This window comes from Ottowia sp. oral taxon 894 (assembly GCF_001262075.1).
GTDB lineage: Bacteria > Pseudomonadota > Gammaproteobacteria > Burkholderiales > Burkholderiaceae_C > Ottowia > Ottowia massiliensis.
Genome location: NZ_CP012073.1, coordinates 180,647 through 195,592 on the forward strand (window position 1 = coordinate 180,647; position 14,946 = coordinate 195,592).

Here is a 14,946-nt window from a genome sequence, read left to right on the forward strand (position 1 = left end):
TTTTCAGGATCAAATCAGGCTGTGGCCCGCGCCTGCTGCCATCCTGGCGGGCTGCCGGGCGGCGCATGGGGCGGGCCGCCCGGCATGGGTACGGCTGTCAGGCGCTGAATTCGAAGACGCCGGGGTTTTGCACCGGGTCCACTTTGACGTGGATGGTGGATTTGGGCGGGAATTTGCCTTCCAGCAGCAGCTTGGACAGCGGGTTTTCAATGCGCTGCTGAATGGCGCGCTTGAGCGGGCGCGCGCCGAAGACGGGATCGAACCCGACTTTGGCCAATTCCTCCAAGGCCTGTTCGCTCACGTCGAGCGTGAGGTCCATTTTTTCCAGCCGCGCCTTGAGCACTTGCAGCTGGATGCGGGCGATTTCGCCAATGTGTTTGGCGTCCAGCCCGTGAAAGACCACGGTTTCGTCGATGCGGTTGAGAAATTCCGGGCGGAAGTGGTTTTTCAGCTCGGCCCACACGACTTCCTTGATGTCTTCATACGGCTGGCCGGCCAGGCTTTGAATCTGGGCGCTGCCGATGTTGCTGGTCATCACGATGACGGTGTTTTTGAAGTCCACGGTGCGGCCCTGGCCGTCGGTGAGGCGCCCGTCGTCAAGCACTTGCAGCAGCACGTTGAAGACGTCGGGGTGGGCTTTTTCCACTTCGTCGAGCAGCACCACGCTGTAGGGCTTGCGGCGCACGGCTTCGGTGAGGTAGCCGCCTTCGTCGTAGCCCACGTAGCCGGGGGGCGCGCCAATGAGCCGGGCCACGGAGTGTTTTTCCATGAACTCGCTCATGTCGATGCGGATGAGGTGCTCTTCGCTGTCGAACAAGAAGCCCGCCAACGCCTTGCACAGTTCGGTTTTGCCCACGCCGGTGGGGCCGAGGAACAAGAAGCTGCCCAGGGGCCGGTTCGGGTCTGACAGGCCTGAGCGCGAGCGGCGGATGGCGTCGGCCACGGCGTTCACGGCTTCGTTTTGGCCGACCACGCGGCGGTGCAGGGCCTCTTCCATGTGCAGCAGCTTTTCGCGCTCGCCCTGCATCATTTTGCTGACCGGGATGCCGGTGGCGCGGCTGACGACTTCGGCGATTTCTTCCGCGCCCACTTGCGTGCGCAGCAGCTTGGGCGCGGCGCGCTCGCCGGCCACTTCGGTGGCCTGCGCTTCCTTGAGCTGTTTTTCCAGCGCGGGCAGCTGGCCGTATTGCAGCTCGGCCACTTTGTTGAAGTCGCCCTTGCGGGTGAATTCGTCAATCTGGAAGCGAATCTGGTCAATCTGCTTGCGGATTTGCTCGCTGCCCTGGGCGCTGGCTTTTTCGGCCTTCCAGATTTCGTCCAGATCGGCGTATTCCTTTTCCAGCTTGGCCAGGTCGTCTTCAATGAGCGCCAGGCGCTTGCGGGAAGCCTCGTCGGTTTCCTTCTTCATGGCTTCGCGCTCGATCTTGAGCTGGATCATGCGGCGCTCCAGCTTGTCCATTTCTTCGGGCTTGGAGTCGATTTCGATCTTGATCTTGGCCGCCGCTTCGTCAATGAGGTCAATAGCCTTGTCGGGCAGGAAGCGGTCGGTGATGTAGCGCTGGCTCAGCTCGGCGGCGGCGACGATGGCCGGGTCGGTGATGTCCACGCCGTGGTGCACTTCGTACTTTTCCTGCAGGCCGCGCAAGATGGCGATGGTGTCTTCCACGCTGGGTTCATCGACCAGCACTTTCTGGAAGCGCCGCTCCAGCGCGGCGTCTTTTTCGATGTATTTGCGGTATTCGTCCAGCGTTGTGGCGCCAATGCAGTGCAGCTCGCCGCGCGACAAGGCGGGCTTGAGCATGTTGCCCGCGTCCATTGCGCCTTCGGCCTTGCCCGCGCCCACCATCGTGTGGATTTCGTCGATGAACAAGATGATGCGGCCTTCGTCCTGCGCCACTTCCTTGAGCACGGATTTGAGGCGCTCCTCGAACTCGCCCCGGTACTTGGCTCCGGCCAGCAGGCCCGCCATGTCCAGCACCAGCACGCGCTTGTCGCGCAAGGTGTCGGGCACTTCGCCGGCCACGATGCGCTGGGCCAGCCCTTCCACGATGGCCGTTTTGCCCACGCCCGGCTCGCCAATGAGCACGGGGTTGTTCTTGCTGCGGCGTTGCAGCACCTGAATGGCGCGGCGGATTTCGTCGTCGCGACCAATCACCGGGTCCAGCTTGCCCTGGCGTGCGCGCTCGGTCAGATCGAGCGTGTATTTCTTCAGCGCCTCGCGCTGGCTTTCGCCGTCGGCGCTGTCCATCGTCTGGCCGCCGCGCACGGCGTCAATGGCCGCTTCCAGCGCCTTGCGCGTCAGCCCCGCTTCCTTGGCGATGCGGGCGGCTTCGCCTTTGGCTTCGGTGAGCGCCAGCAAAAACATTTCGCTGGGGATGAACTGGTCGCCGCGCTTGATGGATTCTTTTTCGGTGGCTTGCAGCAGCTTCATCAGATCAGGGCTGGGCTGCACCTGCTCCTGGCCCTGCACTTGCGGCAGGCGCTGTACGGCAGCGTCCAGCGCCTGCGCCAGCTGCTGCGTGTTCACGCCCGCACGCTGCAAAAGCGATTTGGGGCCGCCTTCTTGCCGCAGCATGGCGGCCAGCAAGTGCTCGGGCTGGATGTAGGCGTGGTCTTTGCCCAGCGCCAGCGACTGGGCGTCGCCCAGCGCGTCTTGAAATTTGGTGGTGAATTTGTCGGCTCGCATCAGTGTTTTCTCCTTTCGTGAGCGTGCAGTGCGCACGCTCCCAATGACACAGGGCAGTTGCGGCTGCCCCGTTCTTTTTCAAGCCGGGCAGCCGCCTGGCGGGGCTGGATGAAGGGTCTTTTTTTGCTCCTTTTTGAATAGCATGAGGTCCTAGTGGAAACTGCGCGAGAGCCGTTTTCATGGGTCTTGAATTTGCTCCTGTTTTCAATGCGATTCGGCCTCGGCGGGCCAGGCCCAGCCGCAGTCGGTGAGGATGGCGTCCAGCGGCGCGTCGTGCGGCTCGGGCGGCAAGTCGGCCACGAAGGCGCAGGCGAAGGCCAGGCCCACGGCATAGGGGCGCGGGCGCAGCGCGGCCAGGGTGCGGTCATAAAAGCCGCCGCCGTAGCCCAGGCGCACGCCGCCGGGCGCATAGCCCACGCAAGGCACCAGCAGCAGATCGGGCGCAATGGCTGGCGTGCCCTTGGGCTGGGGTATGCCCCAGGCGTCCATCTCCATCGGGCAGCCGGGGCGCCAGTCGTGAAAGGCCAGGGTTTTGCTGGCCTTGTCCATCACGGGCAGGCCGATGCGGCGGCGCTGGTTCGCCTGCTGGCCTTCCTGCTGCTGGCCTTCTTGTTGCCAATGGCACAGGGCAGGCAGGGGATCGAACTCGCCCTTGATGGGCCAGTAAGCGCCCATGCAGGTTTCGGGCCGGCCCGCCAGCCAGGCCTGCAGCGCCGCATGCAGGGCGGCCGAGCGCGCCGCGCGGCCGGGCAGGCTCTGGCGCTGGGCCATCAGGCGCTGGCGCAGGGCTTTTTTGTCGGGGCGGGTGCTCATAATTGAATCAATATGCGAAAGATTCTGACATTGCTGCTGGCGCTGGCCGCTCCCCTGGCCGGGGCGCAAACCGGCTCGAACCCTGATGCGCCCGACGCGCCCGGCGCGCAGGCCCTTGGCGCCGCCGACGCCGTCATCGTGCAAATGCGCGCCGCCTTCCGCAAGAGTGACCGGGCGCAGCTTGCGGCCCTGCTGCCGCTGGCGGCGGGCCATGCGCTGGAGCCGTGGGCCGATTACTGGGAGCTGAAAGCGCGCCTGCCGCTGGCGCAGCCCGCCGAGGTGGATGCCTTCTTGCAGCGCCACGCGGGCACGTATCAGGAAGACCGCCTGCGCAACGACTGGCTGCTGCTGCTGGGGCAGCGGCGCGACTGGGGCCGCTTTCTGGCCTACGAGCCGCCCTACCGCATGCGAGATGACGCGCAAGTGCGCTGCTACGCGCTGGGGCTGGCGCATCTGACGCATCCGGAAACGGCGGCGGGCGCGGGCGAAGAAGCCGCCCGCCTGTGGCTGGCGCAAAAAGACGCTGACGACGGGTGCCTCTGGGCCGTCTCGCGCCTGCTGGACGATGGGCAAGTGCCGCCGTCCGCCGTCTGGCGCAAGGCGCGCGCTGCCTTGCTGGCGGGCAAAACCCCGCTGGCGCGCGCCGCCGTCGCCCTGCTGCACCCTGAAGCGCTGCCGCACATTGAAGCCATTGCCGCCAGCCCCGCCCGCTGGCTGGCCGCGCAGCCCGCCGCCGTGGCCGATGCCGCCTTGCGCCGCGAACTCACCACCCTGGCGCTGGCCCGGCTTGCCAGCGCCGACCCCGCGCAAGCCAGCGCCTGGATGCCCCAGTGGGCCGGGCAAATGAGCGAAGAAGGCCGCGACTGGGTCTGGGCCGCCGCCGGCCACAAAGCCGCGCTGCGCCTTTCCGCCGACGCGCCCTCCTACTTCAGCCACGTGCGCCAGCCCGCTTGGCTGCTGCCCGAAGCGCGCGAATGGATGGCTCGCGCCGCCTTGCGCGCCGGGCAGTGGCCTGAAGTGCTGCGCGCCATCAGCGCCATGCCCGCCGCCCAGGCCAGCCAGCCCGTATGGGTGTACTGGAAGGCGCGCGCACTGGCCGCCACGGGGCAGGCCGCGCAGGCGCAGCCGCTTTACCAATCCATCGCCCGCGCCAGCGGCGGCGGCTTTTACGAAAAGCTCGCTGCCGAGCGCCTGGGCCAGCGCCTGCAACGCGCCCCCGCCGCCCCGCCCGTGCCCGCCGCCATGCAGCAGGCCGTGCGGCACAACGCGGGCCTGAACCGCGCGCTGCTGGCCATCTTGCTGGGCCTGCGCAGTGAAGGCGTGCGCGAATGGAACTACACCGTCAATCTGCACACGCCCGGCGGCATGAGCGACGGACAGCGCCACGCCGCAGCCGCCTACGCCTGCCAGCACGAAGTGTGGGACCGCTGCATCAGCGCCAGCGAACGCCTGCCCTTCAGCGACGAAGCCCTGCGCTTTCCCACCCCGCACCGCGCCGAAGTGCTCAGCCACGCCAGCGCCAGCGGGCTGGAAGCGGCCTACGTCTATGGCCTCATCCGGCAGGAAAGCCGCTTTGTCACCGCCGCCCGCTCGCGCGCGGGCGCATCGGGCCTGATGCAAATCATGCCCGCCACCGCCCGCTGGACGGCGCGCCAGCTCGGCCTCAAGGGCTTCAAGCCCGCGCAAATCAACGAGCTGGACACCAACTTGCAAATCGGCTCCCACTACCTGAAGCTGGCGCTGGAGCGCTTTGACGGCGCCCTGCCCCTGGCCGCCGCCGCCTACAACGCCGGCCCCAACCGCGCCCGCCAGTGGCGCGCCCCCGATGACGGCGCCGGCCCCGAGCTGGAAGGCGCGGCCTGGGTGGAAAACATTCCCTTCGACGAAACCCGCACCTACGTCAAAAACGTGCTCTCCAACACCGTCGATTACGCCGCCTTGCTCACCGGCCAGCCCCAGTCCCTGGCCCAGCGCCTGGGGCGCATTGCGCCGCCCGCGCCGCAGGAAGAAACCGGGGCGGAACTGCCTTGAAGCGCCGTCGCGCTTTTCTTTCAATCAGCGCCCAATCAGCATCAAACGGCCCCAAGCCCCCGTGGAATCAGCGCGGGCCGCTCACTTTTTGCAGCACACCGAACCTGCCGCCATGCCCGGCCCCACCCCCCTTCACGGCGGCCCTGATGCCCTGGGCGCGCCCGAGCACGATCTTTCAACCAACGCCAACGCCTGCGGCCCCTGCCCGCTGGCCGTGCGGGCGCTGGAGCGGGCCGACGCGCGCCGCTACCCCGACCCCGCCTACACCCGCCTGCGCGCGCTGCTGGGCCAGTGGCACGGCGTGGCGGCCAGCCGCATCTTCGTGGCCGCCAGCGGCAGCGAATTCATCCAGCGCCTGACCGCCGCTGTAGCTTTGCAAGGCACCGCCGCGCGCGATGGCGGCGCGCCGCCCGCCGTCTGGCTGCCCCGCCACGCCTACGGCGACTACGCCCGCGCCGCCCAGGCCCACGGCCTGCCGCTGGCTGCCGCGCCCGCGCAAGCCGCGCTGCTATGGGCCTGCGAGCCATCCAGCCCGCTGGGCCAGCCGCAAACTGACCTGCCCGCACTGGCCGCCGCCCTCGCGCCGCAGCAAACGCTGGCGCTGGACGAGGCCTACGCCCCCTTGCGCCTGCAAGGCGCGCCCAGCCTGGACGAAGCCGCCTTGCAACGCGCCTGGCGCCTCATCACCCCCAACAAGGCGCTGGGCCTGACCGGCGTGCGCGCCGCCTACGCCATCGCCCCCTTGCATGCGGATGCCGCCTTGCTCGCACGCGTGCAGGCGCTGGCCCCTTCCTGGCCGCTGGGCGCGCACGGACAAGCCCTGCTGCAAGCCTGGGCCAGCCCCGCCGCCGCCGCCTGGCTGCATGCGTGCCGCGCCACCTTGCGCCAGTGGCGCGCGCGGCAGCTTGACGGGCTGGCGCAAGCGGGCTGGCAAGCGCTGCCCAGCCAAACCAGCTTTTTCACCGCCCGCCCGCCGCTGGCGGCGCACGAGCTGCCCGCGCTGCTGGCCGCCCTGCGCGCCCAAGGCTTCAAGCTGCGCGACTGCGCCAGCTTCGGCCTGCCCGGCCACGTGCGCATGGCCGTCGCGCCCCCGCCGGTGCAAGAGGCCCTGCTGCGCACGCTGGCGAAGCTCTGAGAACCTGTTCGCAATCTGTCCGCGCAGGGCTGCGGGCAGACGGTCATTCTCACTACTTTATTCGTAGCATGAGGTCCTAGTGGAATCTGCGCGAAACGGCATTTTGCCCCCCTGAATTCGCTCCTGTTTTTGATGCAGTCTGGCGGACGGGAAGCAAACCGCCAAATGCCGCCGCGCCGCCGCCAGCCGCGCAAAGGCGGCAAAGCCTGCCGCAGGCAGGCTCCCGAGAGACCCGCATGCGAGAATCGCCCGCTTTTTTCTCAAGAAACACCCGGAAAACACCATGGACGCAGAACGCATCAACCAGATTGGCAGCCAGATCGCAGACCTCACCGCCCGCACCGCCGAGCTACGGGGGTATCTTTGACTACCCTGCCAAGGCCGACCGCCTGCGCACGGTGAACGCCGCGCTGGAAGACCCCGCCGTCTGGAACGCCCCCCAAAAAGCCCAGGAGCTGGGCAAGGAAAAAAAGCGCCTCGACGACGTGGTGCTCGTGCTCGACGACCTGGCGCGCAACCTGGCCGACAGCGCCGAGCTGTATGAAATGAGCCGCGAAGAAGGCGACGAAGCCGCCTTGCTGGCCATTGCCGACGACGTGCAGCGCCTGCAAGGCACGGTCGAGCAGCTGGAATTTCGCCGCATGTTCAACCAGCCCGCCGATCCCAGCAATTGCTTCATCGACATCCAGGCCGGCGCGGGCGGCACCGAAGCGCAAGACTGGGCCAGCATGCTGCTGCGCCAGTACCTGAAATACGCCGAGCGCAAAGGCTTCAAAACCGATCTGGAAGACGAAACGCCGGGCGAAACCGCCGGCATCAAAAGCGCCACCATCAAAGTGGAAGGCGAATACGCCTTCGGCCTGCTGCGCACCGAAACGGGCGTGCACCGGCTGGTGCGCAAATCGCCCTTTGACTCGGCCGGCGGGCGGCACACCTCGTTTGCGTCCATCTTCGTCTACCCGGAAATTGACGACTCCATCGAAATCAACATCAACCCCGCCGACGTGCGCGTGGACACCTACCGCGCCAGCGGCGCGGGCGGCCAGCACATCAACAAAACCGACTCGGCCGTGCGCCTGACGCACCTGCCCACCGGCATCGTCGTGCAGTGCCAGGACAGCCGCAGCCAGCACTCCAACCGCGACGTGGCCTGGCGCCGCCTGCGCAGCCGCCTCTACGACCATGAAATGCGCAAGCGCATGGAAGAGCAGCAAAAGCTCGAAGACAGCAAAACCGACGTGGGCTGGGGCCACCAGATCCGCAGCTACGTGCTCGACCAAAGCCGCATCAAAGACCTGCGCACGGGCGTGGAAATCAGCAACACGCAAAAAGTGCTCGACGGCGACCTGGACGCCTTCATCGAAGCCAGCCTGAAGCAGGGCGTGTGAGGCCCAAGCCAGCCCGGCCGCCCTGCCCCGCGCCGGGGCCTCTGGCGGCAGGCGGCGGCATTTTCATCGTCTGCATTCCCCGCGTTCGCCTTTTTCAACCTTCGCTCTGCATATGAAAAACACGCTTCACGCCACTTTGGTTCCGGCCTTGCTCGCCGCCCGCTCGGGCAAGCCGGATGAAGCGCTCGCGTCGGCAGATGACCCGTCCGCCAAAGTCTCCGCCTATATCGGCTGCTGCAACAGCGTGGATGGCCGCGCCATACAAGGCATGGAGCGTTACGCCAACCGGGTGGCAAACATGAAGACAGGCCCTGCGGGCAGGGAGCGCATGGTTGATGGCCTCTGTGCCCTCGGCGATAACGCAGTGAGCGACTGCCTGAAAGATGTAGGCGCGCTGACACCGGCGATGGAAAACTTCTATGCCGCCGGGCTGGCCCGTGTGGAAAAGGCCGCCGCCCCGATGGTCAGCTTTGAAAAGGCTGCCGACGCAACCCTGGCCTACGCCAAGGCGCATGAAGGCGGGCAGCCCATGTGGAGCGCGTTTGAAAGCAGCATTGAGCCATTTCTCGTGGCCGCCAAGGAGCGTGTGCGCCGCGTTCGCGGCAAAAAGCCCTACAACCAAGGCGAACGCATGATGCTTGAAGGCTGCGGCGGCTGGATGGTGGACGGCTCGCCCGGCAAGGTGGCGCGCAACTGCAACCAGCTGGCCAGCAGCAGCAACCGCCTCTCGCGCTGAAGCCGCATGGGCGTGGCGCCGTTGCCTTTTTTATGCCATTCGTCACCTGGAAAGAAAAACTGATTTTGCTCTTATAACCATAGCGTGATGTCCTAGTGGAGACTGCGCGAAAGCCGTTTTTGCCCCATCCGGATCTGCTTCTCTTTTTGAACTCTTTCTCATGCGCCGCAGGGCGGAACACCGCCCTGCCCTTCCCGCATTCCTTTTCCTGCACCACACCGCCATGAACCATCCGCAAGCCGCCACTATCCGCCGCGCCGACTACGCCCCGCCCGCGTTCTGGATCGACAGCGTGAACCTCACTTTTGACCTGGATCCGGCCAAGACCCGCGTGCTCAACCGCATGACGCTGCGCCGCAACATGGCCGTGCCCGCGCAGCCGCTGCGGCTGGATGGCGATGAACTCAGCCTCTCGCGCGTGCTGCTGGGCGGGCAGGGCTGCTCTTTTCGCATGGACGGCCAGACGCTGGTGCTGGAAAACCTGCCCGAAGGGCCGGAGCCGTTCGAGCTGGAAATCTTCACCACCTGCTGCCCTGAAAAAAACACGCGCCTCATGGGCCTGTACATGAGCGGCGGCGACTTTTTCACGCAGTGCGAGGCCGAGGGCTTTCGCCGCATCACCTACTTTCTGGACCGGCCCGACGTGATGGCCACCTACACCGTCACCCTGCGCGCCGACAAGGCGCGCTGGCCCGTGCTGCTGTCCAACGGCAACCTGGTTGAAAGCGGCGATCTGGACGATGGCCGCCATTTCGCCATCTGGCACGATCCGCACAAAAAGCCCAGCTACCTGTTCGCCGTGGTGGCTGGCCGCCTGGTGGCCCGCGAGCAGCGCATCACCACCCGCGCGGGCAAGGAGCACTTGCTGCAAGTCTTTGTGCGCCCGGGCGATCTGGACCAGACCGGCCACGCCATGCGCTCGCTCATGGCCGCCGTGGCCTGGGACGAAGCGCGCTTTGGCCTGCCGCTGGATCTGGAGCGCTTCATGGTGGTGGCCACCAGCGACTTCAACATGGGCGCCATGGAAAACAAGGGCCTGAACATCTTCAACACCCGGTTCGTGCTCGCCAAGCCCGCCACCGCCACCGATGCCGACTTTGCAGGCGTGGAAAGCGTGATCGGCCACGAATACTTTCATAACTGGACGGGCAACCGCGTGACCTGCCGCGACTGGTTCCAGCTCTCGCTCAAAGAGGGCCTTACCGTTTTTCGCGACCAGGAATTCAGCCAGGACATGGCCGGCAGCGAATCGGCCCGCGCCGTCAAGCGCATTGAAGACGTCATCGTCCTTCGCGCCCACCAGTTCCCTGAAGACGCCGGCCCCCTGGCCCACCCCGTGCGGCCCGACGAATACCAGGAAATCAACAACTTCTACACCACCACCATCTACGAAAAAGGCGCCGAAGTGGTGCGCATGTACCAAACCCTGCTGGGCCGCGAAGGCTTCAGGCGCGGCATGGACCTGTACTTTCAGCGCCACGACGGCCAGGCCGTCACCTGCGACGACTTCGCCCAGGCCATGAGCGACGCCAACCCGCAAAGCCCCCTGCCCGCCCTGCTGCCGCAGTTCAAGCGCTGGTACAGCCAGGCCGGCACGCCCGTGGTCACAGCCGAAAGCCGCTACGACGAAGCCGCGCAGACCTGGACGCTCACCCTCGCCCAGCACACCCCGCCCACCCCCGGCCAGGCTGTCAAAGAGCCGCTCGTCATTCCCGTGCGCATTGGCCTTGTCGGCCCGGACGGGCAAGACGCGCCCCTGCAAACGCAAGAAGGCCAGCAAGGCGAAAGCGCCCCCGCTGCCGCCCCCGCCGCCACCTTTACCGCCCTGCTCACCGAAGAAAAAGCCAGCTTCACCTTCACCAACGTGCCTGCGGGCTGCGCCCCCTCGCTCCTGCGCGGCTTCTCAGCCCCCGTGCGGCTGCAATACGCCGAAACCCCCGCGCAACTGCTGCACCGCCTGGCCCACGACAGCGACCCCTTCAACCGCTGGGAAGCCGGCCAGACCCTGCTGCTGCAAGCCGCCACCCGCCACGCCAGCGCATCCGCGAACCCCGGCGAACCCGCGCTGAACGGCGCCCAGATGGAAGCCCTGCGCGCCGTGCTTCGCCACCCGCAGCTGGACGCCGCCTTCAAGGCCCTGGCCCTCACCCTGCCCGCCGAAAGCGACATTGCCGAACACATGGCCAGCCAGGGCCAGCCTGTTGATCCGCAACGCATCCACGCCACGCGCCAGGCCATGCTCGCCCAAATCGCCAGCGCCCTGCAAGCCGACTGGCAATGGGCCTGGCAAGCGCACCAGGGCAGCGGCGCTTACCAGCCCGACGCCGCCAGCAGCGGCCGCCGCGCCCTCGCCGGCCTGGCCCTGCTCATGCTCTGCCTGAACGCCCAGGCCACCGGCGACGCCGTCTGGCCCGGCAAGGCCTACCAGCGCGCCAAAGACGCCGGCAACATGACCGAACGCCTGGCCGCCCTCACCGCCCTCATCCACACCCATCACCCGCTGGCCGGAAAAGCCCTGGCCCGCTACCACGCCCTCTTTGCCGAAGACGCCCTGGCCCTTGACAAATGGTTCGCCCTGCAAGCGCGCACGCCCGACGCAGACGGCCATGTGCTGCCGCTCGTGCGCCAGCTCATGCAGCGCCCCGACTTCACGCTCAAAAACCCCAACCGCGCCCGCGCCCTCATCTTCACCTACTGCCTGAACAACCCCGCCGCCTTTCACCGCGCCGACGGCGCAGGCCACGCCTTCTGGGCTGAACAAGTGCTGGCGCTCGACGCCCTCAACCCGCAAGTGGCCGCCCGCCTGGCCCGCGCCCTCGACCGCTGGGCCACCCTGGCCGAGCCATACCGCAGCAGCGCCCGCGCCGCCTTGCAAACCGTCGCCGCCCGCGACACCCTCAGCCGCGACGTGCGCGAAGTCGTCACCCGCGCCCTGGGCAGCCAGGGTGAATAACCCAACGCACGCCGCATGCCAACAAAGAAGCGGGGCTTGCAGGCCCCGCTTCTTCTTTGAACAGCTTCTCAGGCTACGCGCGCTACGCAGCGCCTGACATGCCGGATTGCATCTAAAAGAGGAGCAAATTCAGCCAGGGCTTAAAGGCATCTGCCGCTTCAGCGGCGCGGACAGCGCGCTATGAACAAAGGAGCGGAAAACAGCGTTTCCCCCCCCTTTCCTCCCTTTCATCGGCGTGCTTTGCGACACGCTCCACCCTTCTACCCCTCACGGCCTAAGCGATCCATTTGTTCAAGCTGGTTGATTTTGGGTCAATAAAGACACATAAAAACAAATAAATGCAAGCACTAAAAATATCAATGAGAAACGGTCCAGGATCATTATTTTTCTCGCCACCCCGGAAAATTCATCATCCAGATCGCCATTCTTTATGCTTTTCAAGACCTTTTTAAGATGATATCCATCTGTTTTTCCATGATTTTTTTGTAAAAACGTTTTGCCACCACCTCCTCAACCCAGAAAATTATAAAATGAAGCAACATAAATAATCCACATGCTACCGCCATAAATTTCCCATATCTTTAATCATTGAAATCGAGCGCCGGCAACCCATTTGCGAGAGTTTTTCCTAATATAAAACGAGACCTTCCTCCAATGTATCCCACTCCTTTTTGAATCCGGCTTCCAAATGTCCGTTATAGCTCCAGCACCTTTTGAATCTGCCGCTTTCTTTTTTTCTTGTCATTGAAGGAGTGAGATACAGAAAAGAAGTCAGAAAATCCACATCAAGATTGGCGCCTTGAAATCCAATCTCCGCTGTATATTTATGAGCCATAAAATCAACGGCGTGGCGCTTCAGAGTCAAGACCGTACGCCATAAGATCCCAAAAGTTCAATGATTTCACGGGACATCATTCTTTTGGCCACCTGCATCAAGGTCTCGGGCGGAGAGTCCGGCGTTTTTGCTTTCATACCGGCGCCCAGCTCAATAAGAACCTTCAAGTGGCCAATCTGATTCATGACAACCGCCCAATATCTAAAAGCAAAACTTTCGTATATTTCATGTTTTCTTGAACATCCACAGACGCCAAATTACAAATACGATCAGGCATGTCCAGATCAGACTGTTGAGCATGATCAATACAATTACATTGTCAATGAATAGATATCCATCGATATAGGCAATTGGAATAGACAAATATTCAAGAACACTTCTCCATAAGATCGTTTTTTCATCCGCATATAGCGCAGATGATTTCATGAATGCGACAATAGTCAAATTGAAATGCAGCATGAATGAAATCAGCCCTATTGCCGCAAGACAGATGTTTTTCATTTTGAGTTTCCTTTTGGTAAAGGGGATAGGCCGACTAAAAACCTGATGTTCAAGGTTTTCAATCGGCTCTTGTTTAAGAGCCATTATATGGCAGCCATGGTAAAGCATTCAGACAAATTTTCTTTGTTTCAGCAACGTCGGCACGGTGGCCGCCAAATTTGGCACGCCAATTCCTGCCGAAATATTTTCTATCAGCAAATCGTCTTTGTCCAATCTGTATTTGCCGGTTTTGTCTTCGATGAAACTGCCGTTCGCATCCAGCCATACCGGTGAAAATAAAAAAGACCAATTCATACCGCAGCACGCCAGGAGATAGAAGTGTCTTTGTCAATGTCGTACGGGTTGCTTCCGTCATGAAAGCCGCCTTCCGCCCTGGTTGCGCCTTGCAGGTAAGCCACGGCATGGCCGTATTCGTGCGCCATCACGTCTCAGTCAAAAGACTTGAGAGAACCCAGGTGCATTTCAGACACTTTTTTCCCTCCATCGCTGCCAGCCCCGTGAAAAGCCTCTCTTGGCGTGGGACGGTTGGTGACGACTTTCTTGAAAACGGGCGCTTCGGGAATACCTGCGATGGGTTTGACATGCTCCGTCAGTTCATACAGGGCCTGGAAAACGGACCAGGAGTTGGCTTCGGCTTCGCTGATGTGGTATTTGTTATCTTTATGTGCATCATCAGGTTTGATGTTTATTTCTTCTTTTTGATCAAACAGCGATATCAAGGGGGGGTAAAATTATCGGCATCTTTAAAAATACCAATATTAAATCTATCGTGCTTGCCAAGAAGCTGCACCTGGTATTTCAGATCATCAACGGGAGATATGAATTTAAGCTCCCCTTTTTCATCCAACCGGCCATAAGCAATCAGCTCAGCCAGTCCTGGAGGCACCTTTCCAGTGTGTGTAACGCGAATCACGGCGCCATGCAATGGCAAAAACTTGGAGAACCCATGATCTATGGCAAATTTAACCCTGATTATTACAGCATCCCCTTTGGATATTTTCTTGTCAGAATCTTCTGACTTTTCTGGGTGTGGCTTGGACTCCTGCTGGATGGATCTATAGATACGACCTTCTTCCTCCAGAACGATCTCCGTAGCCCGCTTCGATTCTTCCTTGCTCAGCCACCTTTCAGAAAAAAGCAGTTCTTCTTCCCCTGGATGGCTTTTTTTCCATTGATCGCGCTTTTTATTGAATTTAGAGACCAATGACTGATATTCATCGTGGTTCCTGAGATTGAATCTGGCCATTGAATTCAGCAGGTCTGTCCCAACCCAGCTGTAATAAACCTTTCCGTTATACAGCAAGATGCTGAATTGTATTCCGCCATTGAATTCATTGGATTCAAAATCAGCTAAAATGTCGTACCAGCCAGCTTTCAAAAATTTTGGCCTGAATTTAGCCTCTGCCGTCGGCCCCGGGCTATCCAGCGGCAACTCCGATGGCACCTCAATGCCCGTCAAATCCCGGTGATTGGCTCCAACCACCTTGAATTTGATCTTGCCATGCAGGCCCTTTTCCAGCCGGATGAATGAGAACTTCATCTCGAATTCATCCACCGGTATGCCCGGCTGTGGATTGGGAACATCCACCACGATTTCCGACCCAGGCTCCACATAAATTGGCGTCGCCATCGCCGCCTGCCAGCCCAGCGCCAGCATGGCCAGCAAGGCCCACCGGAGCCAGCACCCCAGCAGCGCATGAAAGCCGCAAAACGGCAGCTTGCGCCGCCCGTCGATTGACAAATGTTCCAGTTGCATTGCATCGCTCCTTTCCGTAAGTGGTCACTCGTTTAAATAGCGGAATCCATCATAAGCCGTGCATGGCGGTTTTTGCCATATCAATTAAGTGCGCCGTTCCCAAAACTCGCCG

The 14,946-nt window shown here is 62.7% G+C and carries 13 protein-coding genes; 5 read left to right on the forward strand and 8 right to left on the reverse strand.

The genetic code is table 11. The features are described 5' to 3' along the window. Positions 1-97: 97 nt before the first annotated feature. The gene (clpB, locus tag ADJ79_RS00750; protein WP_050714357.1) at positions 98-2,686 is read right to left on the reverse strand and encodes an ATP-dependent chaperone ClpB; all 2,589 of its coding nucleotides are present in this window, start codon (positions 2,684-2,686) and stop codon (positions 98-100) included. Between the two features lie 204 nt (positions 2,687-2,890). Next, entirely contained in the window at positions 2,891-3,499 is a 609-nt protein-coding gene (locus ADJ79_RS00755) for a 5-formyltetrahydrofolate cyclo-ligase (protein ID WP_050714358.1), read from the reverse strand. A 12-nt stretch (positions 3,500-3,511) separates the two neighbouring features. Here ADJ79_RS00755 and ADJ79_RS00760 point away from each other — a divergent pair, with 12 nt between their 5' ends. The 5 genes from ADJ79_RS00760 to pepN all read left to right on the forward strand — a co-directional run bounded on the left by ADJ79_RS00760 (position 3,512) and on the right by pepN (position 11,742). Then, positions 3,512-5,530, forward strand: coding sequence for a lytic transglycosylase domain-containing protein (locus ADJ79_RS00760; RefSeq protein WP_253273837.1), 2,019 nt, complete (start codon positions 3,512-3,514; stop codon positions 5,528-5,530). Positions 5,531-5,642: 112 nt separating this feature from the next. Beyond that, positions 5,643-6,665 carry an aminotransferase class I/II-fold pyridoxal phosphate-dependent enzyme gene (locus ADJ79_RS00765; RefSeq protein WP_050716312.1) on the forward strand — a complete coding sequence of 341 codons (1,023 nt, stop codon included), beginning with the start codon at positions 5,643-5,645 and terminating at the stop codon, positions 6,663-6,665. A 283-nt stretch (positions 6,666-6,948) separates the two neighbouring features. After that, a protein-coding gene (prfB, locus tag ADJ79_RS13680) for a peptide chain release factor 2 (protein ID WP_156303925.1) occupies positions 6,949-8,053 on the forward strand; the annotation gives its coding sequence in 2 pieces (ribosomal slippage) (positions 6,949-7,029 and positions 7,031-8,053; 1,104 coding nt in all). Positions 8,054-8,165: 112 nt separating this feature from the next. Continuing rightward, the gene (locus tag ADJ79_RS00775; protein ID WP_050714360.1) at positions 8,166-8,789 is read left to right on the forward strand and encodes a DUF3829 domain-containing protein; all 624 of its coding nucleotides are present in this window, start codon (positions 8,166-8,168) and stop codon (positions 8,787-8,789) included. A 223-nt stretch (positions 8,790-9,012) separates the two neighbouring features. Next, complete coding sequence (pepN, locus tag ADJ79_RS00780) at positions 9,013-11,742, forward strand: aminopeptidase N (protein ID WP_050714361.1); 2,730 nt, start codon at positions 9,013-9,015, stop codon at positions 11,740-11,742. A 628-nt stretch (positions 11,743-12,370) separates the two neighbouring features. Here the strand turns inward: pepN and ADJ79_RS13685 are convergent. The 6 genes from ADJ79_RS13685 to ADJ79_RS00800 form a co-directional block, all read right to left on the reverse strand. Next, on the reverse strand, positions 12,371-12,607 hold the full coding sequence (locus ADJ79_RS13685) for a hypothetical protein (RefSeq protein ID WP_156303926.1): 237 nt from the start codon (positions 12,605-12,607) through the stop codon (positions 12,371-12,373). Then, a complete protein-coding gene (locus ADJ79_RS14895; protein ID WP_172673995.1) occupies positions 12,604-12,762 on the reverse strand; it encodes a hypothetical protein in 159 nt (52 codons plus the stop codon). Before ADJ79_RS14895 ends, ADJ79_RS13685 begins: the two co-directional genes overlap by 4 nt. A 40-nt stretch (positions 12,763-12,802) precedes the next feature. Next, positions 12,803-13,162: a hypothetical protein gene (locus ADJ79_RS00785; protein WP_050714362.1), complete on the reverse strand. Its 360-nt coding sequence runs from the start codon at positions 13,160-13,162 to the stop codon at positions 12,803-12,805. 24 nt (positions 13,163-13,186) lie between these two features. Then, positions 13,187-13,372, reverse strand: coding sequence for a hypothetical protein (locus tag ADJ79_RS00790; protein ID WP_050714363.1), 186 nt, complete (start codon positions 13,370-13,372; stop codon positions 13,187-13,189). A 134-nt stretch (positions 13,373-13,506) separates the two neighbouring features. Continuing rightward, positions 13,507-13,797 (reverse strand): hypothetical protein, encoded by a 291-nt coding sequence (locus tag ADJ79_RS00795; RefSeq protein WP_050714364.1) that lies wholly within the window; start codon positions 13,795-13,797, stop codon positions 13,507-13,509. Then, positions 13,794-14,834, reverse strand: a complete 1,041-nt coding sequence (locus ADJ79_RS00800; protein ID WP_050714365.1) for a hypothetical protein — start codon at positions 14,832-14,834, stop codon at positions 13,794-13,796. Before ADJ79_RS00800 ends, ADJ79_RS00795 begins: the two co-directional genes overlap by 4 nt. Positions 14,835-14,946: the final 112 nt, after the last annotated feature.

Coding starts and splice junctions, on each gene's coding strand:
- ADJ79_RS00790 (WP_050714363.1), bottom strand. CDS start 13,372: ATGAATTGGTCTTTTTTATTTTCACCGGTATGGCTGGATGCGAACGGC.
- ADJ79_RS14895 (WP_172673995.1), bottom strand. CDS start 12,762: ATGAATCAGATTGGCCACTTGAAGGTTCTTATTGAGCTGGGCGCCGGT.
- ADJ79_RS00800 (WP_050714365.1), bottom strand. CDS start 14,834: ATGCAACTGGAACATTTGTCAATCGACGGGCGGCGCAAGCTGCCGTTT.
- clpB (WP_050714357.1), bottom strand. CDS start 2,686: ATGCGAGCCGACAAATTCACCACCAAATTTCAAGACGCGCTGGGCGAC.
- ADJ79_RS00785 (WP_050714362.1), bottom strand. CDS start 13,162: ATGGCTCTTAAACAAGAGCCGATTGAAAACCTTGAACATCAGGTTTTT.
- ADJ79_RS00775 (WP_050714360.1), top strand. CDS start 8,166: ATGAAAAACACGCTTCACGCCACTTTGGTTCCGGCCTTGCTCGCCGCC.
- ADJ79_RS00765 (WP_050716312.1), top strand. CDS start 5,643: ATGCCCGGCCCCACCCCCCTTCACGGCGGCCCTGATGCCCTGGGCGCG.
- ADJ79_RS00755 (WP_050714358.1), bottom strand. CDS start 3,499: ATGAGCACCCGCCCCGACAAAAAAGCCCTGCGCCAGCGCCTGATGGCC.
- ADJ79_RS00760 (WP_253273837.1), top strand. CDS start 3,512: ATGCGAAAGATTCTGACATTGCTGCTGGCGCTGGCCGCTCCCCTGGCC.
- pepN (WP_050714361.1), top strand. CDS start 9,013: ATGAACCATCCGCAAGCCGCCACTATCCGCCGCGCCGACTACGCCCCG.